The sequence below is a fragment of the Rhodococcus sp. Leaf278 genome (assembly GCF_001426085.1).
Taxonomy (GTDB): domain Bacteria; phylum Actinomycetota; class Actinomycetes; order Mycobacteriales; family Mycobacteriaceae; genus Rhodococcoides.
Map to the genome: position 1 here is coordinate 1 of NZ_LMRR01000002.1, position 24,358 is coordinate 24,358.

26 protein-coding genes and 2 pseudogenes are annotated in these 24,358 nt (G+C 63.4%); 16 read left to right on the top strand and 12 right to left on the bottom strand.

Features of this window, described 5'->3' with window-relative positions:
- From ASG84_RS02775 to ASG84_RS02790, 6 genes and pseudogenes are all read left to right on the top strand, one after another.
- Positions 1 to 678 (top strand): annotated as a pseudogene (locus tag ASG84_RS02775) (ATP-binding protein); the annotation flags it as partial.
- 30 nt (positions 679 to 708) lie between these two features.
- The gene (locus tag ASG84_RS28675) at positions 709 to 957 is read left to right on the top strand and encodes a hypothetical protein (protein WP_442970903.1); all 249 of its coding nucleotides are present in this window, start codon (positions 709 to 711) and stop codon (positions 955 to 957) included.
- A pseudogene (locus ASG84_RS02780) lies at positions 840 to 1,583 on the top strand (biotin/lipoyl-containing protein); the annotation flags it as partial. The gene ASG84_RS28675 and the pseudogene ASG84_RS02780, both read left to right, overlap by 118 nt.
- Before the next feature lie 7 nt (positions 1,584 to 1,590).
- Complete coding sequence (locus tag ASG84_RS28680) at positions 1,591 to 1,719, top strand: acetyl-CoA carboxylase biotin carboxyl carrier protein subunit (protein ID WP_442970904.1); 129 nt, start codon at positions 1,591 to 1,593, stop codon at positions 1,717 to 1,719.
- 66 nt (positions 1,720 to 1,785) lie between these two features.
- Positions 1,786 to 2,187, top strand: a complete 402-nt coding sequence (locus tag ASG84_RS02785) for a DUF1707 SHOCT-like domain-containing protein (protein WP_057475544.1) — start codon at positions 1,786 to 1,788, stop codon at positions 2,185 to 2,187.
- On the top strand, positions 2,184 to 2,870 hold the full coding sequence (locus tag ASG84_RS02790) for a haloacid dehalogenase type II (protein WP_057475545.1): 687 nt from the start codon (positions 2,184 to 2,186) through the stop codon (positions 2,868 to 2,870). The genes ASG84_RS02785 and ASG84_RS02790 overlap by 4 nt, the downstream gene beginning before the upstream one ends.
- Before the next feature lie 12 nt (positions 2,871 to 2,882).
- On the opposite strand, the gene ASG84_RS02795 is transcribed toward ASG84_RS02790, so the two are convergent.
- The 4 genes from ASG84_RS02795 to ASG84_RS02810 form a co-directional block, all read right to left on the bottom strand.
- The gene (locus ASG84_RS02795) at positions 2,883 to 3,452 is read right to left on the bottom strand and encodes an AAA family ATPase (protein ID WP_057475546.1); all 570 of its coding nucleotides are present in this window, start codon (positions 3,450 to 3,452) and stop codon (positions 2,883 to 2,885) included.
- A 70-nt stretch (positions 3,453 to 3,522) separates the two neighbouring features.
- Positions 3,523 to 4,350 carry a hypothetical protein gene (locus tag ASG84_RS02800; protein ID WP_057475547.1) on the bottom strand — a complete coding sequence of 276 codons (828 nt, stop codon included), beginning with the start codon at positions 4,348 to 4,350 and terminating at the stop codon, positions 3,523 to 3,525.
- 27 nt (positions 4,351 to 4,377) lie between these two features.
- Positions 4,378 to 4,995 (bottom strand): class I SAM-dependent DNA methyltransferase, encoded by a 618-nt coding sequence (locus ASG84_RS02805; RefSeq protein ID WP_057475775.1) that lies wholly within the window; start codon positions 4,993 to 4,995, stop codon positions 4,378 to 4,380.
- A 29-nt stretch (positions 4,996 to 5,024) separates the two neighbouring features.
- On the bottom strand, positions 5,025 to 5,426 hold the full coding sequence (locus tag ASG84_RS02810; RefSeq protein WP_057475548.1) for a VOC family protein: 402 nt from the start codon (positions 5,424 to 5,426) through the stop codon (positions 5,025 to 5,027).
- Positions 5,427 to 5,627: 201 nt separating this feature from the next.
- Between ASG84_RS02810 and ASG84_RS02815 the strand changes: the two genes are divergently transcribed.
- Positions 5,628 to 6,137, top strand: coding sequence for an alpha/beta fold hydrolase (locus tag ASG84_RS02815; protein ID WP_057475549.1), 510 nt, complete (start codon positions 5,628 to 5,630; stop codon positions 6,135 to 6,137).
- 5 nt (positions 6,138 to 6,142) lie between these two features.
- Here the strand turns inward: ASG84_RS02815 and ASG84_RS02820 are convergent, their stop codons facing one another.
- Positions 6,143 to 6,676 (bottom strand): nucleotidyltransferase family protein, encoded by a 534-nt coding sequence (locus ASG84_RS02820; protein ID WP_057475550.1) that lies wholly within the window; start codon positions 6,674 to 6,676, stop codon positions 6,143 to 6,145.
- 178 nt (positions 6,677 to 6,854) lie between these two features.
- Between ASG84_RS02820 and uraD (ASG84_RS02825) the strand changes: the two genes are divergently transcribed.
- The 4 genes from uraD (ASG84_RS02825) to pucL are packed head-to-tail and all read left to right on the top strand — an operon-like array spanning position 6,855 to position 10,518.
- Complete coding sequence (uraD, locus tag ASG84_RS02825; protein WP_057475551.1) at positions 6,855 to 8,759, top strand: 2-oxo-4-hydroxy-4-carboxy-5-ureidoimidazoline decarboxylase; 1,905 nt, start codon at positions 6,855 to 6,857, stop codon at positions 8,757 to 8,759.
- Between the two features lie 10 nt (positions 8,760 to 8,769).
- Positions 8,770 to 9,273, top strand: coding sequence for a 2-oxo-4-hydroxy-4-carboxy-5-ureidoimidazoline decarboxylase (gene uraD / locus ASG84_RS02830; RefSeq protein WP_082520752.1), 504 nt, complete (start codon positions 8,770 to 8,772; stop codon positions 9,271 to 9,273).
- Positions 9,270 to 9,596 (top strand): hydroxyisourate hydrolase, encoded by a 327-nt coding sequence (gene uraH, locus ASG84_RS02835; protein WP_057475553.1) that lies wholly within the window; start codon positions 9,270 to 9,272, stop codon positions 9,594 to 9,596. The genes uraD (ASG84_RS02830) and uraH overlap by 4 nt, the downstream gene beginning before the upstream one ends.
- A gap of 1 nt (position 9,597) precedes the next feature.
- Complete coding sequence (gene pucL, locus ASG84_RS02840; protein WP_057475554.1) at positions 9,598 to 10,518, top strand: factor-independent urate hydroxylase; 921 nt, start codon at positions 9,598 to 9,600, stop codon at positions 10,516 to 10,518.
- Positions 10,519 to 10,528: 10 nt separating this feature from the next.
- On the opposite strand, the gene ASG84_RS02845 is transcribed toward pucL, so the two are convergent.
- The gene (locus ASG84_RS02845; protein WP_057475555.1) at positions 10,529 to 11,161 is read right to left on the bottom strand and encodes a DUF2461 domain-containing protein; all 633 of its coding nucleotides are present in this window, start codon (positions 11,159 to 11,161) and stop codon (positions 10,529 to 10,531) included.
- Between the two features lie 9 nt (positions 11,162 to 11,170).
- The gene (locus ASG84_RS02850) at positions 11,171 to 12,739 is read right to left on the bottom strand and encodes a PucR family transcriptional regulator (protein WP_235581510.1); all 1,569 of its coding nucleotides are present in this window, start codon (positions 12,737 to 12,739) and stop codon (positions 11,171 to 11,173) included.
- 199 nt (positions 12,740 to 12,938) lie between these two features.
- Here ASG84_RS02850 and ASG84_RS02855 point away from each other — a divergent pair, with 199 nt between their 5' ends.
- Positions 12,939 to 13,751: an FAD binding domain-containing protein gene (locus ASG84_RS02855; RefSeq protein WP_057475556.1), complete on the top strand. Its 813-nt coding sequence runs from the start codon at positions 12,939 to 12,941 to the stop codon at positions 13,749 to 13,751.
- The gene (locus ASG84_RS02860; RefSeq protein WP_057475557.1) at positions 13,748 to 16,462 is read left to right on the top strand and encodes a molybdopterin-dependent oxidoreductase; all 2,715 of its coding nucleotides are present in this window, start codon (positions 13,748 to 13,750) and stop codon (positions 16,460 to 16,462) included. The genes ASG84_RS02855 and ASG84_RS02860 overlap by 4 nt, the downstream gene beginning before the upstream one ends.
- Here the strand turns inward: ASG84_RS02860 and ASG84_RS02865 are convergent.
- The 3 genes from ASG84_RS02865 to ASG84_RS02875 form a co-directional block, all read right to left on the bottom strand.
- A complete protein-coding gene (locus ASG84_RS02865; protein WP_032376860.1) occupies positions 16,434 to 16,871 on the bottom strand; it encodes an Lrp/AsnC family transcriptional regulator in 438 nt (145 codons plus the stop codon). The genes ASG84_RS02860 and ASG84_RS02865 overlap by 29 nt on opposite strands.
- Positions 16,872 to 16,969: 98 nt before the next feature.
- A complete protein-coding gene (locus ASG84_RS02870; RefSeq protein WP_057475558.1) occupies positions 16,970 to 17,680 on the bottom strand; it encodes a CPBP family intramembrane glutamic endopeptidase in 711 nt (236 codons plus the stop codon).
- Complete coding sequence (locus ASG84_RS02875; RefSeq protein WP_057475559.1) at positions 17,680 to 18,864, bottom strand: NAD(P)H-binding protein; 1,185 nt, start codon at positions 18,862 to 18,864, stop codon at positions 17,680 to 17,682. The genes ASG84_RS02870 and ASG84_RS02875 overlap by 1 nt, the downstream gene beginning before the upstream one ends.
- A gap of 54 nt (positions 18,865 to 18,918) precedes the next feature.
- Here ASG84_RS02875 and ASG84_RS02880 point away from each other — a divergent pair, with 54 nt between their 5' ends.
- Positions 18,919 to 19,521 carry a hypothetical protein gene (locus tag ASG84_RS02880; RefSeq protein ID WP_057475560.1) on the top strand — a complete coding sequence of 201 codons (603 nt, stop codon included), beginning with the start codon at positions 18,919 to 18,921 and terminating at the stop codon, positions 19,519 to 19,521.
- Between the two features lie 3 nt (positions 19,522 to 19,524).
- On the opposite strand, the gene ASG84_RS02885 is transcribed toward ASG84_RS02880, so the two are convergent.
- Positions 19,525 to 20,643, bottom strand: coding sequence for an acyl-CoA dehydrogenase family protein (locus ASG84_RS02885; RefSeq protein ID WP_057475561.1), 1,119 nt, complete (start codon positions 20,641 to 20,643; stop codon positions 19,525 to 19,527).
- Between the two features lie 379 nt (positions 20,644 to 21,022).
- Here ASG84_RS02885 and ASG84_RS02890 point away from each other — a divergent pair, with 379 nt between their 5' ends.
- Both ASG84_RS02890 and ASG84_RS02895 read left to right on the top strand, forming a co-directional pair.
- On the top strand, positions 21,023 to 22,252 hold the full coding sequence (locus ASG84_RS02890; protein WP_156399362.1) for an aminotransferase class I/II-fold pyridoxal phosphate-dependent enzyme: 1,230 nt from the start codon (positions 21,023 to 21,025) through the stop codon (positions 22,250 to 22,252).
- A complete protein-coding gene (locus ASG84_RS02895; protein ID WP_057475562.1) occupies positions 22,249 to 23,814 on the top strand; it encodes an NAD-dependent epimerase/dehydratase family protein in 1,566 nt (521 codons plus the stop codon). The genes ASG84_RS02890 and ASG84_RS02895 overlap by 4 nt, the downstream gene beginning before the upstream one ends.
- Here ASG84_RS02895 and ASG84_RS02900 read toward each other — a convergent pair.
- Positions 23,798 to 24,319, bottom strand: a complete 522-nt coding sequence (locus ASG84_RS02900; RefSeq protein WP_057475563.1) for a J-domain-containing protein — start codon at positions 24,317 to 24,319, stop codon at positions 23,798 to 23,800. The genes ASG84_RS02895 and ASG84_RS02900 overlap by 17 nt on opposite strands.
- Positions 24,320 to 24,358 lie beyond the last annotated feature (39 nt).

Below are 24,358 nucleotides of genomic sequence, written 5' to 3' on the forward strand. Positions count from 1 at the left end.
GACCTCGGCGACAAGGTCACCGCCCGCCACATCGCCGCCCGCGCCAAAGCACCCTCGGTCCCCGGCACCTCCGAACCGGTCAAAGACGCCGACGAAATACTCGCGTTCGTCGACGAACACGGCCTCCCCATCGCCATCAAAGCCGCATTCGGTGGCGGCGGACGCGGCATGAAAGTGGCCCGCACCCGCGAGGAAATCCCCGAACTGTTCGACTCCGCCACCCGCGAAGCAGTCGCAGCATTCGGGCGGGGGGAATGCTTCGTCGAACGCTACCTCGACAAGCCCCGCCACGTCGAAGCCCAGGTCATCGCCGACCAGCACGGCAACGTCATCGTCGCCGGCACCCGCGACTGCTCCCTGCAACGCCGCTTCCAGAAACTCGTCGAAGAAGCCCCCGCCCCGTTCCTCACCGACGCCCAACGCAAAGAAATCCACGCCTCCGCCAAAGCCATCTGCCTCGAAGCCGGCTACTACGGTGCCGGGACGGTGGAATACCTCGTCGGCCAGGACGGCCTGGTGAGCTTCTTGGAAGTGAACACTCGTCTGCAGGTCGAGCATCCGGTCACCGAGGAAACCTCCGGCATCGACCTCGTCCTGCAACAATTCGCGATCGCCAACGGTGAGGAACTGTCCATCACGGAAGACCCTGCACCGCGGGGGCATTCGTTCGAGTTCCGGATCAACGGCGAAGACGCCGGCCGTGGGTTCCTGCCCGCCCCCGGACCGGTCACCACCTTCACCGCCCCGTCCGGTCCGGGAGTGCGCGTGGATTCCGGTGTCGAATCCACTCCCCCGGCTTCGCTACCTCGCGGCTCGGCGTCTGCCTCGGGCTCGAAGGGATCAACGGCGAAGACGCCGGCCGTGGGTTCCTGCCCGCCCCCGGACCGGTCACCACCTTCACCGCCCCGTCCGGTCCGGGAGTGCGCGTGGATTCCGGTGTCGAATCCGGCAGTGTGATCGGGGGCCAGTTCGATTCGATGCTCGCCAAGCTCATCGTCACCGGAGCCACCCGCGAGGAGGCCCTCGCACGCTCGCGTCGGGCGTTGGCGGAGTTCACTGTCGAAGGGTTGGCGACGGTGATCCCGTTCCATGCTGCGGTGGTCTCCGATCCGGCGTTCATCGGCGACGGCGAATCCTTCTCGGTGCACACTCGGTGGATCGAAACCGAATGGGACAACCAGGTTCCCCCGTTCACCGCCGGACAACCGCTCGACGACGAGGAGATGCTGCCGCGTCAATCGGTGGTCGTCGAGGTCGGAGGCCGCCGCGTCGAGGTGTCCCTGCCCGGGGAACTGTCCCTCGGCGGCAACGGAGGCGGCGGCAACGGTGGTGCCGGGTCTGCCGGTGCGGTGCGGCGCAAGCCGAAAGCCCGCACCCGTGGCGGTGCCGGAGCAGGGGCGGCGTCCGGTGACGCGGTCACCGCACCCATGCAGGGCACCGTGGTCAAAGTCGCCGTCGACGAAGGACAAACCGTCGAAGCAGGGGACCTCATCGCCGTCCTCGAAGCGATGAAGATGGAAAACCCCGTCACCGCCCACAAAGCCGGCACCGTCACCGGCCTGTCCGTCACCGCAGGCGACGCCNGACCTCATCGCCGTCCTCGAAGCGATGAAGATGGAAAACCCCGTCACCGCCCACAAAGCCGGCACCGTCACCGGCCTGTCCGTCACCGCAGGCGACGCCATCACCCAGGGCACCGTCCTCACCGAAATCAAATAGGGACATATCGGTAGCGATGCGAATTTCGGCTCGAATCCGGGCCTTGGATAGCGTTACCCTGTAGCGATGTCCGAGCTTCCGGAAATTCGTATCGGTACCGCTGATCGCGAAAAGGCGCTGGACGCGCTGAGCCTGCACTTCAGCGAGGGTCGTCTCACGGTCCCCGAGTTCGACGAGCGCAGTGCCACTATCGCTTCCGCCACGACGCGCGGGGAGCTCGACACGGTATTCGTCGATCTCCCCGCTACGTCGACGACGCCGCGTACGCCTGCTTCGGCCGATACCAGTGCCGGCCTGGATTGGCGTGCAGTGGTCATGCCGATCGTGATCTTCGGTTCGCTGGCGTTGTTCTTCCTTACCGACTTCGACCAGAAGTGGCTGTTCTTCCTTCTCATTCCTCTGGCCGGTGCATTGCTGTCCGCGGGCGGTCACTCGAAGAGTCCGAAGAAAAAGAAGAAGAACCGTTGAAGGCGCTTCTGTTCGACGTTTTCGGCACCGTCGTCGACTGGCGCACCACTATCGCTCGCGAGGTACGAACTCGGTGCGGGCCGGAAGTCGACAGCTATTCCTTTGCAGACCGCTGGCGCAGCCTGTATCAGCCGGCGATGGAAGAGGTCCGATCCGGCCGCAGGCCATTCACCCGGCTCGACGTACTGCATCTCGAATCGCTTCGAGTCGTCTTGTCCGAGTTCGACATTCGGCTGTCCGACGACAGCATTGCCGAGCTGAATCAGGCGTGGCACCGATTGGATCCCTGGCCGGATTCGGTCCCCGGGCTCACCCGGCTTCGTACCGAATTCATCATCGCCCCGCTCTCGAACGGCAACATCTCCCTGCTGCTCGACATGGCAAAGAACGCCGGACTGCCGTGGGATGCAATCCTCGGCGCAGAACCGGTTCGGGCGTACAAGCCCACCCCGGACGCTTACCTACGTACCGCCGATATTCTGGGTCTCGAGCCGAGTGACTGCATGATGGTGGCCGCGCACAACAGCGATCTCGTCGCGGCAGCCGACTGCGGGTTCGCGACGGCGTTCGTAGCCCGTCCACTCGAACACGGACCGGGACAGACTGCCGACCTGGTGGCAGAGTCGGACTGGACCTACAGCGTCGACTCGATCGAGTCCCTCGCCACACAACTGCACTGTTGACGTTCGGCTGCTTCAGCTCGACTCGGTCGGACGGAGGCAATGCGCAATCCAGGCGTCCACTTCCCTGTGTGACTCGAAGCGTACGATTATCGACTCCGGACGCCGAACGTTGAGGTGATGCACTCTCTTCGAGGTCCGGGGGTACGTACGCCATGCCCATCGAATGATGTGGTCACGGTCGAAGAAGATTCGATGCAGCGGCGGCTCGACGTTACCGTTCCACAGTTCGCGCCTGCCGAATCGTCGACGCAACGTTCGAATCACGATCTGCCGCATCACCGTTCGCCGCGGTAGGTCGAACCACAACATCAGATCCGCACGATCGGCGAGGCGATCCCGCACAGCTTCGTACTGCCACTCGGTGACCCACGACGGGCGCGCAATCAACTCCTCCACGTCGGACTCGAAAGTCGCGCGCGGCGTCCAATTCGGCCCGTGGTACAGGCTGTCGATCTCGATGTGTTCGATTCCCAGAACCGAGCCGAGACGGGCAGACAGCGTGGTTTTGCCGGAACCGGACGTCCCGGCAACGACGATCCTCGAGGGCCGATGGGACACTGCATCGTTCGGTTCGAGAATCACGGACTCGACGCTATCCAATCGTCAGCACCGATGCGGCGTCGCGCGTGCTGTACCCGACTGAGTTCGCCCCCTACGATTGGGCGCTCAGGGCTACGATCGCCTCTGCCATGTGGTTGACGAACTCTCGACGCGCCGACTCGGGCAACCGGTCGAGTGAGAGGTACGGGTTCAGGTCTTCGAGCTCGACCAAGAGCAGAGCCCCATCGACGGTGCGGCACGCGTCGACCCTCGTGATTCCGTGGTCGATGTCGTTCCAGTCGACGAATCGTTGCGCGAACTCTTCGTCCTCAGCAGAAGTCGAGTACGGTTCCAACTCCCAACGTCGGCCGGGATCCGGAGCGTACAAGGCATATTGCAACGTACGGCCGATGAAGTAGAGCGACACCTCGTACACAAAATCGATTCGCGGCTGAATCAGGTTGTTCGGCTCCACGTCCGTCAGTTCGGCGCGCCCGATGTTTCGCATACCGATCGAGTCTGCGCCCCATTTCGGTTTCACCACATAGGTATCCACCTCGGGCAAGCGCGAGATATCCCGCGGATTGTCGACGGTAGGGATGACCGGAAAGCCGTCTGCACAAAGATCGACCAGGTATTGCTTGCCTTTCTGGTCGCCTTTGCCGGTGAGCTGCGTGAAAACTTTCGTGCCGTTCTCGCGTGCGTGGCGAGTGAACGCGTCGAACGCATCCTGGTACCCCAGCACGGGCCCCGAGTTTCGGACAACGACTACGTCGAACACGTCCATCAGCGCCCGCGCGTCGAGCGGGTGACACAGCGCAATGTCGACCCACTCGCGGAGCTGCGACGAGAGGAAAATGTCTTCGTCGCAGTAGCGTCGGCCCTTCGACAGATAAGCCAGGTCGGTGACGAAGAGAACGCATGGACGAGGTGCACACATCGGGCAAACTCTACCGGTCTCGAGACGTCACGATGTTCGCTTGCGCGCCATCAGATATGCCTGCGGCGTCGGCTCGTTTCCCACCGGGGCCCGGTGTATTCGAACCTCGATCTCGAACTCGGCGTCGACCACCATCTGTGCAATGGCGTCGGGGTCCAGTCGATAGGCGTCGTACGAGACTGTATGTCCGTAAACATGTTCGAGCCGTACTCGCTCGTCGCCGGATTGAAATGCCAGCAGCAGCAGACCATCCGCTGCCATCGCTCGGTTCAGTTCTGCAAATATCGCAGGCAGCTCCGCTGGAGGAGTGTGAATGATCGAGTACCACGCAACAATCCCCGCAACCGAGCCGTCTGCCGCCGACAGTGACTCCATCGACTCGATACGAAATCTCAGATGTGGGAATTCGCGTCGAGCAACGTCGATCATGTTGGACGACAAATCGATTCCAGCGACGTTTACACCCAGACCGTGTAGGTGCTCGGTGATGCGGCCGGATCCGCAACCGACCTCGAGAACCTCGCCGCCCCGCACTCGGTCGGCAAACGCCGCCAAAAGGCCCAGCTCGAGATGCTTGCCGTCGAGCTCGCCACGAACGAGGTCTGCGTAGCTCTCCGCAACAGTGTCGTAGGCAGTTCTCGTCATCGAAACATGCTGCTGCTCGGCCACAATCGCTAGGGTACCGGTACACCCTGCGGGGTCAGGTACGAGTGTGTCAGCATCTCGAAAAAGTGGCCGGTGGGATCACGGAAATACACTCCGCGGCCACCGTGTCCGGTGTTGACCGTTCCTGGTTCGGTCATTCGGGGGTCTGCCCAATGTTCGACATCGTTGTCGACCAGCCGGGCGTACGCCTCGTCGAACAGGTCCTCGCTGACTCGAAAAGCGTAGTGCTGGAACTGAATGTCGTCCACCGGCGGTTCGGCGAACTGAATCAGTGTGCCGTCGGTGAGTTGCACGTTCACGAACGGCCCCCATGACGGAGCCTCTGGTAAGCCGAACAGGGTGCGGAAGAATTCGGCCGATGCGGAACTGTTCTTCGCGGCAATGATGGTGTGATCGAACGATATGGACATGCGCTGCCTCCTGGGCAGTACGACGCCTCCATGCCTGACGCAGTCCGTCATCGATACGCGACGCTGAGCCAGATGGTTCCACGAACCCTGAATCCCGGTCAACCCCTGGTGCGCGTTTTGCGTAGCTCCGACTACGCAAAACGCGCACGACAGAATTGTGTTTTCCTGATAACAGAACACGGCCGAAGAAGGGACGTCATCGTGGTTCGTCGACTTCTGTTCGTACATGGTGCCGGCGGATTCGTCGACGACGCGGAGTTGGCGCGCGGGTTGGCCGAAGCTCTGCGTCTCGATCTTCGTATGCCGGAGCTGTCCGACACCGCCATGGGTTTCGAGGACTGGGCCGAACCGATTCGGCAGCACCTGGACCGGCTCGGACCGGAGGATTCGGTGATTGCGCATTCCTTCGGTGCATCGATCCTCGTCAGGGTCCTGGCAGAACGTCGCCGGAATCGGCCCGTCCGGGCTGCTCTACTGGCGATGCCGGACTGGACTCCGCGTGGGTGGGACGTCGCCGACTACGCGTTCACCGACCCAGAGCCCGAGACCGCCCTGACACTTGTCCACTGCCGGGACGACGAGGTGGTTCCCTTTTCCCACCTGGCGCTGAACTCGACGGCTCTCCCATCGGCGAGAGTGGTCGAGTTCCCGACGGGTGGTCATCAGTTCGACGGCATGATCGAGGCGATCGCGGCCGGCTTCAGGAAGTAGGCCAACTACCGATAGTCGTGATCGATTCCCGTTGCCCACTGCGAACATTCGACGGCACTCACGTCGTCGCGGCCTTTCAAAAAGCCCCGGGCACCGAAATCGCCCGACGCCGACGCCCCAGCGGCCTCGAAATGACGCCGCGCCAACACGACCGGATGACCTGGGCGGCCGTTGAACACGGCCCTGGCGAGACCGGTTTCCCGCGCAGCATCGAGAACCGCCCGCACCACCTCCGCTCCCACGTCTGGCGTATCGACCACATGCACCACCGCGTAGTCCGCGTCCGACGCCGCGGTCAGACCGGCCTCGAACGACGCGCTCATTCCTTGTTCCCACTGGGGTGCATGAACAGCGATCGCACCGTCGGGAACGGGCGCATCAGCCGCGCCCAGCACCACGACCACGCGGTCGCACCCGCCGTCCCGCAGCGCCTGCACTGCCGTGCGAAGCCATAGACCGTCGTGGGCGAGAACCTTCGGCGAGCCGTACCGCGTTCCGGCACCCGCAGCCAGGAGCACTCCCACTGCACCGTCGGACACCCTGGCTCCTTCTGTCGCTGGGCCGAGTGTTGGATGTTCGCACAACGGCCACGTCGAGTACGCCCCGAAGTTTGTGCGTGCTCGACTAGCGAGGATAGGCGCGATGACCGATTCTTAGTGCACTTCTCCTGCAGCGTCGCAGGAATCCTGCCCTGTTGCTTCCGCGAGGTGCCCACCCATGTCCGTCAAGCCCACCACACGCAAACGTGTCCATCCCGTCGACGAAGTGCTCCCCGTTCCGAAACTTGCCGCCTACGGGTTCCAACATGTCGTCGCGTTCTACGCCGGCGCGGTCTTGGTACCGATCATCATCGGCAGCGCGATCGGACTGACCAACGAACAACTGATTCATCTGATCAATGCCGACCTGTTCACCTGCGGCATCGCGTCGATCATTCAGTCCGTCGGATTCTGGAAGATCGGTGTCCGGCTGCCGCTGCTGCAGGGCGTGACGTTCGCCGGTGTCTCTCCGGTGATCGCAATCGCGATGGCGAACGGCGGCGGCACCGAGGGGTTGCTGTACGTCTACGGCGCCGTCATCGTGGCCGGCCTCGTCACGTTCTTCATGGCGCCGTACTTCAGCAAGCTGTTGCGTTTCTTCCCGCCGGTGGTGACCGGTACCGTCATCACGATCATCGGTGTCGCCTTGCTGCCGGTGGCCGTCAACGATGCGGTGACCAATCCCGCTACGCACGAACAGGACCCGACCAACGGGCGGTGGATGGCGTACGCGATCGGCACACTGCTGATCATCGTGTTGATCCAACGGTTCTTCAAAGGATTCATGGCCACCATTGCCGTGCTCCTCGGCCTGGTCATCGGCAGCGCCGTCGCATTCGTGCTGGGAGACATGAACTTCGACGGCACCTCGGAAGCATCATGGGTCGGTTTCACTCAGCCCTTCCTGTTCGGTGTTCCCAAATTCAGTGTCATCGCCATCATTTCGATGATCGTCGTCATGCTCATCATCGCGGTCGAAACCACCGGCAGCGTGTATGCCACCGGTGAGATCGTCGGCAAACGCATCAAGAAGGACGACATCGCCGCGACACTGCGCGCAGACGGCGTTGCTACCGTCATCGGTGGCACGTTCAACTCGTTCCCGTACACGGCATTCTCAGAGAACGTCGGTCTGGTCCGGCTGACCGGTGTTCGCAGCCGGTGGGTGGTGGCCACGGCCGGCGGCATCATGATTCTGCTCGGCTTGCTGCCCAAAACGGCAGCAGTCGTGGCATCCATCCCGCCGCCGGTGCTCGGCGGAGCCGCGCTCGCGCTGTTCGCGACCGTCGCCGTGGTCGGAATCCAGACCCTCTCGAAGGTGGACTTCACCGATCACCGCAACCTGATCATCGTTGCTACCAGTCTCGGACTGGCGATGCTCGTCACCATCCAGCCCACCGTCTCGGAAGGCGTACCGGACTGGCTCGCAATGCTGTTCGGCAGTGGCATCGTTCTGGGCGCTGTCTCGGCAATCGTGCTCAACGTGTTGTTCTTCCATATCGGAAATCGCGGGCAGGCCGTCGCCGGTGGTCCAGGGAAGGGCATCACCCTCGACCAGGTCAACGAGATGTCATCCGAGGACTTCGCTGCCACGTTCGGCGGCTTGGTGCAGGGCACCCCGTGGGTTGTCGAACGCGCGTACCAGCAGCGGCCTTTCGCCGATGCGCACGGTCTACGCGAGGCCTTCCAGGAGGCACTGTTGGCCGGCACAACCGAGGAGCAGATCGAACTGATCAACAGCTATCCCGATCTCGGCAGCGAGGACGCCACCGGCACCCTCAACGCAGCGGACCACGTCGGCTTGTCCAACTTGGAGGAGGACGAGCACGACAACATCGTGCAACTCGCCGCCGAATACCGCGAGCACTTCGGCTTTCCGCTGGTGATCTGCGCGCGGGAGACCGAGCGCTACGATCGAGTCCTGGCCAACGGTTGGTCGCGCGTCGAGAACGCGCCGTCGGCAGAGCGGTCGTTTGCCATGATCGAGATAGCCAAGATCGCGAACTACCGATTCGACGATCTGGTGGCCGATGCCAACCCGATCGCGGCCGCGCGCTTCGGTCGCATCAACGACTTCAGATAGTGAGCGCACGTTGCTACACGAATGGATAGGGCTCGACGGGTTCAACCGACTCAGCGATCGACAAGCGATGCACGCACTCTACGAGTGTTGTGCGTCGTCGATCTGGGCCCGTCGAGTAGCCCAGGGCCGCCCGTTCGACAGTCGAGATCTACTGTTGGACAGAGCAGATCGAGTGCTCGCCGAACTACCCGAAGCCGAGATAGATCACGCGCTCGACGGTCATCCCCGAATCGGCGGCAAGGCCGACAATCCGTCGTCGAAGCGGGAGCAGGCAGCGGTCACGACCGCCGGCACCGCGGTGCTCGAGAAATTGGCGGCGGGAAACCGTGCGTACGAGGACAAGTTCGGCCATGTCTATCTGGTGTGTGCCACCGGCAGGTCCGCGGAGGACCTGCTCGCTATCCTCGAGGAGAGGCTCGACAACGATGCCGAAACCGAGAGACGGGTGCTCCGCGTGGAACTGGCCAAGATCAATCGAATTCGCCTCGGCCGCATGCTGGGTCCGGAGCAGTGACCGGGTTGTCGACGCACGTGCTCGACGCCACCTCGGGGACCCCGGCGGTCGGAATGCGGGTGCGGTTGTTCCACCCCGAGAAGGGTGAGATCTCCACCGCTACCACGGACGGGGACGGACGCATCGGTGAAGTTGTACCCGGGCCGATCGATCCGGGCGTCTACCGTCTCTCGTTCGACACGGGTGACTACTTCGAGGCGACAGCGACACCGAGTTTCTACCCCGAGGTGTCCATCTCGTTCACCGTCGCCGATCCCGATGCGCACTATCACGTGCCTCTGCTGTTGTCCCCCTTTGCTTATTCGACCTATCGCGGGAGCTGACATGACCGACTTGACCGGCAAGATCGTCCTCGGATCCAATCAGTACGGCAAGGCGGAGAACCGCGTGGTGCGGATCTATCGAGACTCGCCGCGGCACGAAATTCACGACATCAACGTGTCGAGCGCGCTGCGCGGTAACTTCTCCCCCGCACATCTGGTGGGTGATCAATCCAACGTGCTGCCCACCGACACCCAGAAGCAGACCGCGTACGCGTACGCCAAGACCAAAGGCCTACTGCACCTGGAGAGTTACGGCCTCGATTTGGCTCGCCACTACGTCGACGACGTCGAGCCCGTCGACGGTGCCCGCATCGAGCTCGAGGAGTACGCCTGGGCTCGAGCAGTGATCGACGGCGTCGAGCACGACCATACGTGGACACGCAAGGGTGAGGAGATCCGCACGTCGGCAGTGACCGTCGAAGGCAAGGGTGATGCCCAGCAGACGTGGGTGATCAGCGGGTTCAAAGAGATGGTGATTCTCAAGTCCACGGGCTCGGAATTCCACGGCTTCCTCGAGGACGACCTGACGATACTCGAGCCCACCACCGACCGTGTGATGGCGACGTCCTTGACGGCGCAATGGCGTTACACGACAACCGATGTCGAGTGGGACGAAGTGTACGCCGGGGTGAAGGCCGCCATGATCGAACGGTTCGCCAATCTGCAGTCCTTGGCGCTGCAGCAGACGTTGTACGCCATGGGCGAGGCGGTGCTGGAGAAGTATCCGTTCATCGCCGAGATCTCGATGTCGGCCCCGAACAAGCACCACTTCGTCTACGACCTGGGCAAGTTCGGTATCGAGAACAACCTCGAGGTGTTCAACGCGGACGATCGGCCGTACGGTCTGATTCAGGCAACCGTCGAACGCGAGGATGCCCCGGACGCCGGAAGTGCCTGGCGGACTTACTCTGTCGTCGGATAGAGCGCTGCGCTCACGTGTGCAGCGCCGCGGTCCACTCCACCAACGGGGTGAGCGCCCGCCAGGCGTCGCGCACCTTCGTCGCGGCTTTCGGTGTCTTCAGCCACTCGGGTGAGCCGAAATGCTTACCCGCGGTGAGTGACTTGTGGCGCAGAAGGTCGATGCGCGGGTGATCGAGCTCGTATCCCCGCGGCTTGGTCTTCAGCTTGTCTCCGCCGATCTCGTATCCGGCCTTGGTCAACGTCGCCAATATCCGCTCGAGCTCGGCTCCGCGCACGTCGTCGTCGACGGTGCGGCGATAGCGGGCAACACCGTCGGTCGAGGAGTTGTAGAAGCCTCCGGCGACGAACAATCCGGCGGGGTCGATCTGGACGTAGTAGCCCAGACTGTCGCCGCGAGCGACGAATCCGCCCTGATGGGTCTTGTACGGGGTCTTGTCCTTGGAGAAGCGAACGTCACGGTAGGGGCGGAAGACCTTGGCAGTACCGAACTCCGGTTCCAGTGTCGCGAGCAACGACGTCATCGGGCCCTTGACCGCGTTCTCGTAAACCGCTTTGTGCTCGTTCCACCAGAGCTTGCTGTTGTCGGCCTCGAGGTCCTCGTAGAAGTCCAGCGCAGCGAAAGGGATTCCGGTGAAGCCTGTCATTCCTCGATCCTATGCCGCCCCCGTGGCCGACGACCGAGGGATGGATTGCAGAGCGAGGTAGATGTCCAGTCTGTCCTCGGTGGAGCCCAGGTCGCGGCCGAGCAGTTCCTCGACACGCTTGATTCGATACCGGACGGTGTTGAGGTGCACATGCAACGAGTCGGCGGTTCGGTTCCATGATCCGCCGGTGGCAAGAAACTCACGAAGTGTGTCGATCAGACCGGCGTCGGCGCGCCGGTCGTACTCGAGCAGAGGAGCCAGAACATGCTCGACGAAAGATCGACGCACGTCGTCGGGCAGTGCCGACAGCATCGACACTGCCGACGTCAGCTGCGCACCCGTGGTCACCGTGACGGGGCCGGTCCCCTGCCTGCTCATGTCGAGTGCGTGCCGGGCCGAACGCAGCGCGCCGTCGATGGTCAGACCGGTGGCCTCCGAGCTGACGCCCACGAGAAGGCGGCTGCGACCGATACCGGAACCCAGGCGGGACAATCGGGTTCGGAGAGTCTGCGCGATGTATGGATCCTCGGTGTTCACGATCCCGACGATGTCGCCGTGCGTGCTGGCACCGACGCAGCCGCCACCGAAGGAGGTCAGGGTGTCGCTGAGCACTGTCCTCAGCATCTCGCGCAGATCGGCTTTACCGCTGTGCACGATCCTGATGACAACCAGCGGACGGTCTGGGTCGACGGCTGCCTGACGCAGCCGAGTCAGCGCCTCGGGCCTGGTGCTGTCGGCTTCGATCAATGCCACGGCCTGGTCTGCTATCTCACGCCGAACCAGCCGTCCTTCCTCGCGTCGAGCACGATCGAGGGCGGCGATGGCTGCCAGCTGACCGAACGCGTCGGAGATCGCTGGAGGGAAGTTGTCCCTGTCTCCCGCCACCGCGAGGAACCACCGCGTGGTCCTCTGCGCGAGCGACGGGCCGATTCCGAAGATGCTGTACGGCTCACCGTCGCTGAGAGTTGCTGTTGTGGGGAGTCTTTCGGAGGACAGTGCGGCATGCGTCAACGTGTCGACGTCGGCATCGGAGAACGCGACGACTTCGGCCACCAGCCGCCGCCCGGTAGCGGTGAAGATCAGGCATGCCATGCCCGTTTCCCTGGAGGTGTGCAGAGCCAGCTCGTCGAGGGCCCTTCCGTCTGCTACCGCGGTGAGCAGTTGGCGGTGCCGAACGAGGGAGTTGTTGAGCGAGGCAATTCGATCACCGGTGACTCGCCCGACGAGAAACTCGGTGACCTCGCCGAACGAGACATTGTCCGGCACAGCGAGCAGAGGAAGTCCGTGCCGCTCGCAGGCGTCGATCAGATCTGCTGGAATATGGCCGAGCAAACCCTCCCCCGCCGCCAGCGCCGAGGCCCCGGATTCTGCGACAGCTCGGACGAACACCTCGCTGTCGGCCGGCGTTCGACGCCATACGAGGCCGGTGATGACCAGTTCACCGCCGGCGATGTAGCGCGACGGATCCGGCAGATCGGTGGTGTACGTCCACCGCAACGTGCGATCCAGCGCATCGGGGTCGGAGGTGAGTAATCGAATGCAGAGCCCTGTGGCGTCGAGCAAGTCCTTGACCTGCACTGTTGCCCTCCCCCGGCTCGGCATTGCTGCGTTCGTTCGAGGCAACCCTAGGTGCGTGTTGTTTCCGCCGAGTTTCGGACGGATCGCCGGACCACCGCGGATCGGTAACAGAAACTCACTACAGTTCGAGGTGACACATCGGGTGGTGGACCTGCCGGCGCGCTGGACGCTCCCGGCGAGGATGAGGTGAACGAAGACCATGGATCTCGGCACTGTCGACAGCATTCTGCTTCCCGGCTCCCGGTCGGACCTGCCGCCGGGACGCGCGGACACCGCAGTACTCGCAGGTGGTACCTGGTTGTTCTCGGAGAAGCAGGATCATCTGAGTACCCTCGTCGACATCACCGCCTTGGGCTGGGAGCCGTTGACGGTCACCGAGGCCGGGCTCGAGATCGCCGCCACGTGCACGATCGAGACGCTGGCACGATTCGATTCACCGTGGCCTGCCGCCGCACTGTTTCCTCGCTGCGCCGCAGCGCTGTTGGCTTCGTTCAAGATATGGAAGACCGCCACCGTCGGTGGCAACATCGCGTTGGCCCTGCCCGCCGGCGCGATGATCTCGGTCACCGCAGCCCTCGACGGCATCGGGCAGGTGTGGTCGGCAGACGGTCCCGAACACGACTACGACATCGCTATCGACGATCTGGTCACCGGACCGCACACCAATGCCCTTCGCGCTGGAGACGTGTTGCGCAGCATCGAGATTCCGCGGTACGCGCTCGAGGCGAGAACCGCGATGCGCACGCTCGCTCTGTCACCACTCGGCCGATCGGCCGCGGTGGTCATCGGGCGAGTCGACGTCGGCGGCGAGTTCGTGCTGACGGTCAGCGCATCGACCGTCCGCCCGTTCGTACTTCGCTTTCCCGCTCTGCCGACGGCCGCCGAGCTCGATGACACGATTGCCGCGGCAATCGGTCCCGAGCACTGGTACGACGACCCCCACGGTGCGCCGGACTGGCGTCGACACATCAGTTGTACTGCAGCCCAGCAGATTCGCGAGGAGTTGTCATGATCGTCGACATCAACGGTGTACCGACCGACGTCGATCCGCGGCCGGGCCAGTGCCTGCGGACCATGCTGCGCGAACACGAACACTTCGAAGTGAAGAAAGGCTGCGACGCGGGCGACTGCGGAGCATGTTCGGTGCTCGTCGACGGTGAGCCGGTGCATTCGTGCATCTTCCCCGCATTCCGTGCCGCCAACAGATCCGTGACCACCGTTTCCGGGCTCGGCACTCCAGAAGACCTGCATCCCATGCAGAGTCGCTTCGTCGAGGCCGCCGGTTTCCAGTGCGGTTTCTGTACAGCAGGAATGGTCGTCACTGCATCGGCACTGACCGAGAACGATATGGACGAACTCCCCGAGCGGCTCAAAGGGAATCTGTGCCGCTGCACCGGGTACCGGGCCATAGCCGACGCAGTAGGTGGTGTGGTGAACACCGAGAAAGCCGTCGACGGACCGGCTTGCGGGCGGTCCGTCGCTGCACCTGCCAGTGCCCGAATCGTCACCGGAATCGAGCCCTACACCCTCGATCACGCACCTCCGGGACTACTGCACGCCACGGTGCTCGGCAGTCCGCATGCGCACGCGCGCATCGTCACCGTCGACGTCACCGCCGCGGAGCGGGTGCCCGGGGTCGTGCTGGTTCTCACCGCGAAAGACAGCCCCACCGCGGCATTTTCGACTGCACGCCACGATCGCCGCGTCGACGATCCCGACGACACCCACGTGCTCGACACCGTCGTACGGTTCATCGGCCAGCGGGTAGCGATCGTGGTCGCAGATTCGGTTGCTGCCGCGGAGGAAGGGTGCCGCGCCCTCGTTGTCGAGTACGAAGTGCTACCCGCAGTGTTCGATCCCGAATCCGCGCTCGAACCCGACGCGCCGAAGATCCACGGCGAGAAGGATGCCGCCGCTCGAATTGCGGATCCGTCACGAAACCTGGTGGCAGAGTTGCACGGCAGCACCGGAGACGTCGACGCCGCGGTCCGAGACGCAGCGGCGGTGGTCACCGGACGGTGGACCACGCAGCGAGTTCAACACGTGCACCTGGAGACCCACGGCACCATCGGATGGCTGGACGAGACGGGGAAGCTCAATCTGCGCACCAGCACTCAGGTTCCGTTCCTGGTACGTGACGAGATCTGCCAGATCTTCGGCCTTCCACGCGAGCGGGTGCGGGTGTTCACCGCACGTGTCGGCGGCGGCTTCGGCGGTAAGCAGGAGTTGCTGACCGAGGACGTCGTGGCGCTGGCAGTGCTCCACACCGGTCGACCCGTGCAATTCGAGTTCACCCGGACCGACGAGTTCACGGTGTCCCCGTGTCGGCACCCGTTCCGGGTCGACGTCACCGCTGCCGCGAGCGCCGACGGCACGTTGACCGCGTTGTCGATCGACGTTCTCACCGATGCCGGGGCCTACGGCAATCACAGTGCCGGAGTGATGTTCCACGGGTGCGGCGAGTCCGTCGCGATCTACCGTTGCGCCAACAAGCGAGTCGATGCGAAGACCGTCTACACCAACAACATTCCGTCCGGGGCATTCCGTGGATACGGACTCGGACAGGTGATGTTCGCCATCGAGTCGGCAATGGACGACCTTGCCAGAGAGATCGACGTCGATCCGTTCGAGTTTCGCCGACGCAACGTGATCGTCCCCGGCGACGACATCGTCGCCGCGCATCTGGAGGAAGACGACCTGCAGTTCGGAAGTTACGGCCTCGATCAGTGCATCGACCTGGCCCAGGCAGCTCTGCGACGCGGCAACGGTGAGCATGCCCCGACAGGATGGAAAGTCGGCGAAGGAATGGCGGTGGCGATGATCGCGACCATTCCACCACGCGGTCATCGCGCCGAGACTTCCGTAGCACTGCTGCCCGAGGGGCGGTACGAGATACGCGTCGGGACAGCAGAATTCGGGAACGGGACCACTACCGTGCACACCCAGATCGCAGCGAGCGAGTTGGGCACCTCGGTCGATCGCATTCGGGTCGATCAGTCCGACACCGATTCCACCACCTACGACACCGGAGCCTTCGGTTCGGCCGGCACCGTGGTTGCGGGCAAGGCTCTGTACGCGGCAGTACGCGCCCTGTCTGCGCGGATCGTCGATATCGCGGCAACCGTTGCCGGACAACGTAACTCGGACTGCATCCTGGGTCCCGAAGGCGTGCGGTGCGGCGATCGGTTCGTCACCCTCGACGACATCCTGGCAACGGCGGGGGGATCACTGGTCACCGAGGGCAACAGCGGCGGGCTCCCGCGATCGCTGGCCTTCAACGTCCAGGCCTTCCGGGTGGCGGTGGACGAGGAGACCGGCACCGTGCGGATTCTGCACTCGGTGCAGAGTGCGGACGCCGGAACGGTGATGAACCCCCAGCAGTGCCGCGGTCAGGTGGAAGGCGGCGTTGCGCAGGCCATCGGCAGCGCACTGTACGAGGAAATCCGCACCGACGGTGCCGGTCTGGTCACCACCGATTCCATCCGGAGCTATCACGTTCCGCAGTTCGCGGACATTCCGCGGACCGAAGTTCTGTTCGCCGACACCTACGACCGGTTGGGCCCTTTCGGTGCGAAGTCGATGAGCGAGTCTCCGTACAACCCGGTCGCTCCTGCGCTGGCAAACGCCATCCGTGATGCCGTGGGGGCGAGGCTGTACGACCTACCGATGTCCTCGGACCGCGTGTGGCGAGCCGTCAGCGATCGTAGAACGTCTGCAGAATGATGGTGCTGCGTGTCTGCACGTTGGCGGTGGCCCTGATTTCCTGCAGCAGCCGCTCGAGTGCACGGGGTGACTCGACCCGCACCAACAGCACGTAGCTCTCCTCGCCTGCAACCGAATGGCACGATTCGATGGCCGAGAGGTGCTTCAGCCTGGCGGGAGCGTCATCGGGTTGGGCCGGGTCGATGGGAGTGATGGCCACGAACGCCGACAACGGCCGACCCAGAGCTTCGGGATCCACTTGGGCGGTGTAGCCACGAATCACGCGCCGCGACTCGAGCCGTCGGACTCTGGATTGGACGGCCGACACGGACAAGGACGCCTTTTCCGCCAGCGTCGCCAACGTAGCGCGGCCGTCGGACACCAGCTCGTCGATGATCAGACGATCGACGCGATCGAGATTTTCACTCACCTGCGCAATCTAGCCCAGTTCCGGAAGGAATCAGCACGCAGGACCGTTTCTGCCGACCGAATCGGTGTTCACGCCTCTTTCCCGTCGAACATCGGCGATCACACGAACAGTGGGGGCAGTGCGAGGACCATGACCGCCGACCAACTGACGTGCGTGAGGATCGGTGCCAGGATTCCACCCGATGCACGCCGCTGAAGGCCCATCACGTATCCCAGCAGCACAGCGGCGAACCCGAGCATCGGATTGCCGGACGCGAGAGTGGCGATCGCGTACACGACGGTCGAGATGATCACCGGGTTCTTGACGCCGATCGCCGCGTACAGCGCTCCGCGGAAGAAAATCTCCTCCGCGACGCCGTTGAGCAGCGCGATGAAGACGATCAGCACCAGCGAGCCCACCCTGGCGTGCGCGAGCACGTTCTCGGTGAAGTCGGCCAGCGGCGGAATCTGACGCACCACGAGACCGCCGAGCATGAACACCCCGCCTACGGCGAGACCGATGAGGATGGGCGTGACGATCGGCCGCCTGATCGATCCCCCGACCTGAATACGCCCGAGATGCAATGGGCCCGACAGAAATCCGCCCACCGTCCACACCGCCGCCAGCAGCAGCGTCAGCGCGTAGAACACCGGATCGCCCGGCTCGACCTTGAGCGAGAAGTAGAGCACCGTGGCACCGATCACCAATGTGATCAACACGACGATGCGCCGCTTACGGAACGCTGCGTCGGACTGTCGGTGGTCTCGCTCGACAGGATCGACCAGAGCGGACTTCATCACGTTGAGTGCGGTCGTGGACCACGTTCCCATCACGCCTCCTCGGTATCGGTCAAGCGACGCACGGCCGACGTCACGCGTCGGTTCACACCGGCCACCACGTCCAGGTTGGTTCGCACCGCTGCCGCGACGGGCTTCGAGGCCAGCAGTCGCCGCCCGCCGAGGGCTTCGATCAAGCCCCAGGTACGGTCCGAGGACGCCGCCACACCGCGGCGCCGGACTCCCAGGGCGTCGCCGCCGCTCCACGTCGCGTCCGTGTTCGCCAGCCGAAGCGGATCCTTCAGCGCGCAGACACCGGGAGGCTCACCGACCATGCCTCGCACACTACGGGCCATGGCGTCTGCGATGGTGGTCAAACCCCGTGGAGGGTCGGGAACGAGGTCACGTATCCGGCTCTCCGATGTCGTCATCGTGTTGTGCAACGACCCCACCAGATCCTCGGCGAGCCCACCCGGAACCGGAATGATCAGGCCGATGACTTTGCCTGCGAGCGAGGTCGGTACGAACGGCACCGGCACCCCGATCCGCTGAAGACCGGCAGCTTCGACGTACGCGAACACCAGATCGCGATACGGCACCACGTCCGGCCCGCCGATGTCGTACGAGCCCGCCGGCACCGTCTCGGCGTCCGCGGACGCCACCAGATAGTGCAGAACGTCGTCGACGGCGATCGGCTGCACGGGCTCGGAGAGCCAGCTCGGCAGCGGCAGTACCGGCAAGCGGTCGGCGAGGTAGCGCAACATCTCGTAGGACGTCGAACCGGCCCCCATGACGATGGCCGCACGGAGCCAGACCAACTCGACGCCGTCCACCGTCAGCGCTTCTCCCACGTCAGCACGACTGGCGAGATGCTCGGAGAGGTGGTCGTCGTCGGGTACGAAACCACCCAGATACACGATCCGCTGCACACCCGCCCGGGCCGCAGCTGCGGCGAACTGTTCGGCGGACCGCCGATCCTGCGCACGATAGTCGGACTCACCGATGGCGTGCACCAGGTAGTACGCAACGTCGATGGGCCCGGATTCTGCGAACGCATCCGCACACGACTGCTGGTCGGTGACATCGAGCGATACAGCGGTGACGGAGTCGTAATAGTCGAAAGTGCGCAGATTGCTCGGGGTACGTGACCCGACGACGACATCGGTGTCGTCTGCCAGCAGAGCTGCCACCAGCCGCGACCCGATGTATCCGCTGGCACCGGTGACAAGAGCTCTCATGCTACGAGGCTAACGGCACTCGGGGCGTGGTGTCGGTGTGGCATTGTCGCTCCTATGGCTCTGGTGTTGGCAGGTGTGGTGCTCCCCGATCCACTCGGTACCGAAACGGTGCTCCGGCGCGGAGTCGCGGTGGCGCGGGTCGGTGTGAGCTGGATGCTCACCACAACCGAATTCGCGCTTACCCTGCCCGGCCGAATCGAAGCACTGATGAACCACATAGAGACATTGATGACACGCATCGACGGGGTGATCGACTCGGCCGACGCGGTTGTTGCCAGTGTGCAGAGAACGACCGGTGCCGCGGACGAGGTCGTCGCGTCGGCATCGGTCGCCTCACACACCGCGCTCGAGCTGATCGAAATGTTCGATCCGATCGCCAAGCAGGCCGAGCCCATGGCGCGCAGGTTCATCGACAACCTGTCCGACGAAGAGGTCGACGCCGCCATCGCCATGGTCGATCAATTGCCCGGCCTTCTCGACCACATGGAAGCTCTGCTCCCCATCCTCGCCACCCTCGACACCGTGTCGCCCGAGATCCACGAGTTGCTCGGAGTCACCAAAGATGTCCGACGCGCAGTGATCGGCATCCCCGGGTTCAAGTTCTTCCGCAACCGGGGCGAGGACAAACTGAACGAGGAAGAACGCACCGAAGACTGACCGCTACTTGACGAAGGCGAAATCCTCACCCGCGTGGAAGCGAGCCAGGGTCTCCGAAATGGATCGTCGTGATGGCGGATGAAATGCGAAGGCGTGCAATGCCGAAGCCACGTACGCTATCTCGGGTGACTTGATGAAGCCGATTCCGCCGAGTGATTCGATTGCAGCCGAACTACTACGGACGAGTGCGTCACGTATCGCGATGCGGTTGAACAACAGTTTCACCGAAATGTCCTGTCCGCGTTCACCTTCGTCGAAAGCGCGGGCGACGTTCTCGATAGCCGCCATGGATACCTCGAGTTCGGCTGCCGCCCGAACGTAGCCCTCGTAGTCGCCCTTGTTCTGCTCGATCATCCGCTCGAGCAGCGACGTCGCTGCACCGATGTAGTTGGCAGAGATCAGCATTCCGAACCAGAGGTAACCGGTCATCTCGTGCACGCCATCGGGATCGTCGTCCTTGTTCGGCAGCACCAGGCTTGCGGGCACTTCGACGTCTTCGAGCAACACTTCTTCGCTTTGCGCGCCGGCCAGAATGTCGGTGGTCCAGAACGGCTTCACACTCATACCCGGGAGGCTGGCCGGAATCAGCGCGACGGCGCGGTCACCCGAGTCGATCTCGACACTGCAGGTGAGCAAGTCCATCGAACGGGCCAGACTGCACGGCTTCTTGCTTCCGTTGACGATGTAGTTGTCGCCCTTCTTGACGGCTGTCATCGTCGGAATGAACACACTTCCTCCGGTGACACCCTCGGAGAATCCGGAAGCGACGATCGCCTTCTGTTCGACCAATCCCTTGATCAGGGCTCGGTCGTCCTCGGTCGCATCGCGCGCGAACTCGGCCAGGGATGCGAGCGACAGATGGTGCATCGTGGTTCCCGCGCCGAGAGAGGGCGAGCGAGACCCGATCGCCCGCTGCGCCCGGACCGCGTCGATAGCGGAAGCGCCGAGACCGCCCAGTTCGGCTGGAACGACCAAACCGGTGCCGCCGAACTCCCGGAACTTGTCGATCGCGTCCGATTCCCGGGATTCGAGTTGGTCCAGCGGGGTTGTGTCCAGATAGTGCATCAAACCCGGCATGTACTTCTCGAGGGTTTCTCTTTCGCGCACCATTAATCCAGTCACAGTTCTTCTCCTTGTGTCACTAATCGATTGTGTGCCACTAATTGTTTGTGGCGTCGCCGACTATTTGTACCATTACATGATCGCGACAAATCGGTCGAAGAACCACAAACACAGCGGTGGAGCAGGTGAATTCGCGCTGACCGTCGACAATACCCTGTGACCTGGGAACTTAAACTAAAGATATCGTAAAATCTCACGCGCAAAAAGATACCCAGAATATTTTTCCGGAGGTCTTTACCAACCAATTTCCGTAACGAGAGCCCATTTTGAAGCGTTGAATATTCTTCGGCCGAATACCAATCGACTGTGCACCCCGCTCCGAATAACCCTTGAATTCGCGACAATCCACAATCAACTCTGTGAGGAGTTCTGGTCCACGATGGTTGTCAACAGACTGATCAAGCGGCTCGGCGGGGACGAACGAGTCGACCTGCTCCGCGCAACACGGGAAGCAGATGTCGTCCCGTACTTCCGCAAAATGGAGTCCGCCGTGGCACCCGTCGTACGGGTCGAAGGCGTGGACAAGATCATGCTCGGGTCCAACAACTACCTTGGCATCGCCGACCACCCCAAGGTCGTCGAAGGTGCGCAGCACGCGTTGGACACGTTCGGTAGCGCAGTGACCGGTAGCCGATTGCTCAACGGCACCCTGGATCTACACGTCGAACTCGAGCACGAGATAGCGCAATGGCACGGGACCGAGGATGCGTTGGTCTTCACCACCGGCTATCAAACGAACCTCGGGACGATCAGCGCGATCGTCGGGCCCGGCGACACGATCATCGTCGACTCGGCAGCTCATGCGTCGATTCGAGACGGCAGCGCACTGTCCGGCGCGACCGTGGTCAAGTTCAAGCACAACGACATGGCCGACCTGGAAGCGAAACTGCAGTTGCCCGTCATCGACGACGGTGCCGTGCTGGTCATCGTCGACGGCCTCTACTCCATGGAGGGTGACCTCGCCCCTCTCGGTGCAATATCGGACCTTTGCCTGCGCTATCACGCAGCCCTGATGGTCGACGAAGCACACAGTCTCGGCATCTACGGTCCCGAGCTCACCGGCGCGGCCGAACTGTTCGGGATCAACAACGATGTCGACATCGCTATGGCATCGCTCTCCAAGAGCCCCAGCTCCACCGGTGGTTTCGTCACCGGTTCGAGCGATCTCATCGACACGCTCCGCATCAAGGCGCGCGCCTTTCTGTTCACGACGTCCGGCGTGCCCGCCGCCCTGGGTGCCGCCTTGGCTTCGGTCCGCCTGATCCGCAGCGCGGAGGGCAAAGACCGTGCTCGACGGGTCCTGGACAATGCCGAGATCCTCCGCGGCGGCTTGCAATCGGCCGGCCTCGATGTTGCAGGACGATCGACTACACCGACGGGCGACACCGCCTCGCCGATCGTTGCACTGCACGTGGGTGAGGATCTCAAAGCGTTGGCTCTGTGGAAGTCGTTGTACGACCGAGGGATTTTCACCAGTGCGGCATTGCACCCGGCCGTGCCGAAATCCGGTGCACTGATTCGCCTGTGCGTGATGGCGACACACACCGAGCAGCAATTGGCCACCGCCACCGAGCAGATAGTGGAAGCGGTCGCAGGGTTGCCGGCATGAGCAAGGAGCCGCGCGGTCTGCGAGTCGCGGTCACCGGAGCCACGAGCGACTTCGCGGCGGCGATACTGCCGAGGTTGTTCGAGGATCCAGAGGTGGACTCGGTCGTCGGGATAGCCCGTCGCCCAGCCCGAATCAGTCATCCGAAGTTCACCTCGATCCGCTCGGACATTCGCTCTCCCGACCTCGAGGAGACGTTCGCTGGATGCGACGTCGTGCTGCATTTGGCGTTCGTGGTCGAGGAGCTCAAGGACAAGGCCGAGACCCACGACATCAACCTCCGCGGCTCACGCAACGTCATCGATTCGGCATATCGAGCGGGCGTCGCGCGAATGGTGATCGCATCGAGCATCAACGCATACGGTGCGGAGATCGCTCCGGAGCCGCTCACCGAGAACAGTTATCCCGCAGGCGATCCCGATCGCTACTACTTCTACGACAAGGCCGAGGTCGAACATTACGCGGAGTGGTGGCTCCGTCGGCACCCCGGCGAGATGACCATCTCCATGTTGCGGTGCACCTACATCATCGGACCCGACTTCGCCAACGACGGGATCGACCAGTTCACCGGACCGATCGGTGCATTCCCGGAGGCGGATCGGGCGTCGTATCAATTCCTGTATCAGGACGACATGGCCGACGCCTTTCACCGCGCGGCCAAGACCGATCTCATCGGGCCGTACAACCTGGGTCCGCTGGATTGGGTCGGTGTGCGCGAACTCGCAGCGATGCAGGGCCAGTTGATGTTCGACGTTCCGCAGAAAGCTGCAACACATGTCGCGAACGTGGCGTTCCGACTGAGGCTCACCCCCTTCTCCGGTCAGTGGGTCACACCGGGCGAACCCATCGTCGATTCCTCGGCTCTCGGCCGAGCCACCGGCTGGGCACCGACACTCACGGCCCACGAGAGTGCAGCGGTGATGATTCTGCTGCAAGGTAAGTCGCTGCTCCGACGTGGCGACGCCCTGGCGCGCAACACGGCGTGTGAAGCAGCGTTACGCCCGGCGTCGGAGGCTGTCGCGCTGAACCGAGCGGATGTCGCCGCGCTGGACGTGGAACATAGACAGCTGGATACCGGGCACGGAAGCGTGCACGTCGAGATCCATCGTGCGGCAGTCGCGTGCGAGCAGTCGGTAGTGCTTGTCGCCGACGCAGGACTACATGCGCGGTATCTCACCCCGTTGGCCTCGGACATCGCTGCCAGAGGCGTCGATGTTGTGGTCCTCGACCTACCCGGTCATGGCTTGAGCACCGGTCCGCGCGGCCGATCGTCGGCGGCGCAGACCACCGAGGCCGTGGACGCAGCCTTGCGGTTCGCGCGAGTCGAGCTCGATACCGCGCCGATCACCGTACGTAGCGGAACCCGTCATGCGACGGACACTCTCATCGGCGGGATTCTCAGGCGGGCCACCGGCTGGACGACGTTGGAAGAACCGACACACTCCGACGGGTTGCTGCCGTCGAAGGTTCGGGTCGACGGAACAACCGGCATTCCGTTCGTGTCGACGGCGGCCGAAGCACTGCCCCTGTGCACTACGACAACGGGTCTCAGCGCCGCCAGGTAAATGCACGACGAACGCGCGTCCACCATGATCGCTCGGCGGTATGCATGGCGGCTGCCGCTGGTCCGACCGACTGCGAGCGATGTTCACGCTCGAGTCGGTCGACCTCGGCTCGGTTGATCCGCCACGTTTCCAGCCATGCGTCGACGTCGACCGGTCCCAGCGGGACGATCGGCGGCGTCGGAAACCGAATCCAGTCGACTATGCGAGCATTCAACTCGTCCAATACATCTCGTGCGGAATCCTCGCGCCTGATACCGATCAACGTGGCCGGCAGCCGCTCGACCTCTTTGCGAAGCTGCAGCGCCGTGGGCAACAACGCGTCGGCCGGGAGATTCTCCCGTTTGAGGTAACCGCGCACCCACCACAGCTCGTCCCGGGGATCGCCCAACGGAATCGGTTTACCGGCCCCCTCGAGCCCGTCGAAGGCACCCTCGGCCTGAGCCTGTCGGATCTGCTTGTCCACCCAGGACTCGAAGGTGACTCCGGGCTTCTTGCGTTCGGTCACCCCATCGACTGTAGATCCGACGCCGCAAGGTTCGCCAGG

Coding starts and splice junctions, on each gene's coding strand:
- ASG84_RS02785 (WP_057475544.1), top strand. CDS start 1,786: ATGTCCGAGCTTCCGGAAATTCGTATCGGTACCGCTGATCGCGAAAAG.
- ASG84_RS02800 (WP_057475547.1), bottom strand. CDS start 4,350: ATGTGTGCACCTCGTCCATGCGTTCTCTTCGTCACCGACCTGGCTTAT.
- ASG84_RS02805 (WP_057475775.1), bottom strand. CDS start 4,995: ATGACGAGAACTGCCTACGACACTGTTGCGGAGAGCTACGCAGACCTC.
- ASG84_RS02810 (WP_057475548.1), bottom strand. CDS start 5,426: ATGTCCATATCGTTCGATCACACCATCATTGCCGCGAAGAACAGTTCC.
- uraD (WP_057475551.1), top strand. CDS start 6,855: ATGTCCGTCAAGCCCACCACACGCAAACGTGTCCATCCCGTCGACGAA.
- pucL (WP_057475554.1), top strand. CDS start 9,598: ATGACCGACTTGACCGGCAAGATCGTCCTCGGATCCAATCAGTACGGC.
- ASG84_RS02845 (WP_057475555.1), bottom strand. CDS start 11,161: ATGACAGGCTTCACCGGAATCCCTTTCGCTGCGCTGGACTTCTACGAG.
- ASG84_RS02855 (WP_057475556.1), top strand. CDS start 12,939: ATGGATCTCGGCACTGTCGACAGCATTCTGCTTCCCGGCTCCCGGTCG.
- ASG84_RS02860 (WP_057475557.1), top strand. CDS start 13,748: ATGATCGTCGACATCAACGGTGTACCGACCGACGTCGATCCGCGGCCG.
- ASG84_RS02870 (WP_057475558.1), bottom strand. CDS start 17,680: ATGGGAACGTGGTCCACGACCGCACTCAACGTGATGAAGTCCGCTCTG.
- ASG84_RS02875 (WP_057475559.1), bottom strand. CDS start 18,864: ATGAGAGCTCTTGTCACCGGTGCCAGCGGATACATCGGGTCGCGGCTG.
- ASG84_RS02880 (WP_057475560.1), top strand. CDS start 18,919: ATGGCTCTGGTGTTGGCAGGTGTGGTGCTCCCCGATCCACTCGGTACC.
- ASG84_RS02890 (WP_156399362.1), top strand. CDS start 21,023: ATGGTTGTCAACAGACTGATCAAGCGGCTCGGCGGGGACGAACGAGTC.
- ASG84_RS02895 (WP_057475562.1), top strand. CDS start 22,249: ATGAGCAAGGAGCCGCGCGGTCTGCGAGTCGCGGTCACCGGAGCCACG.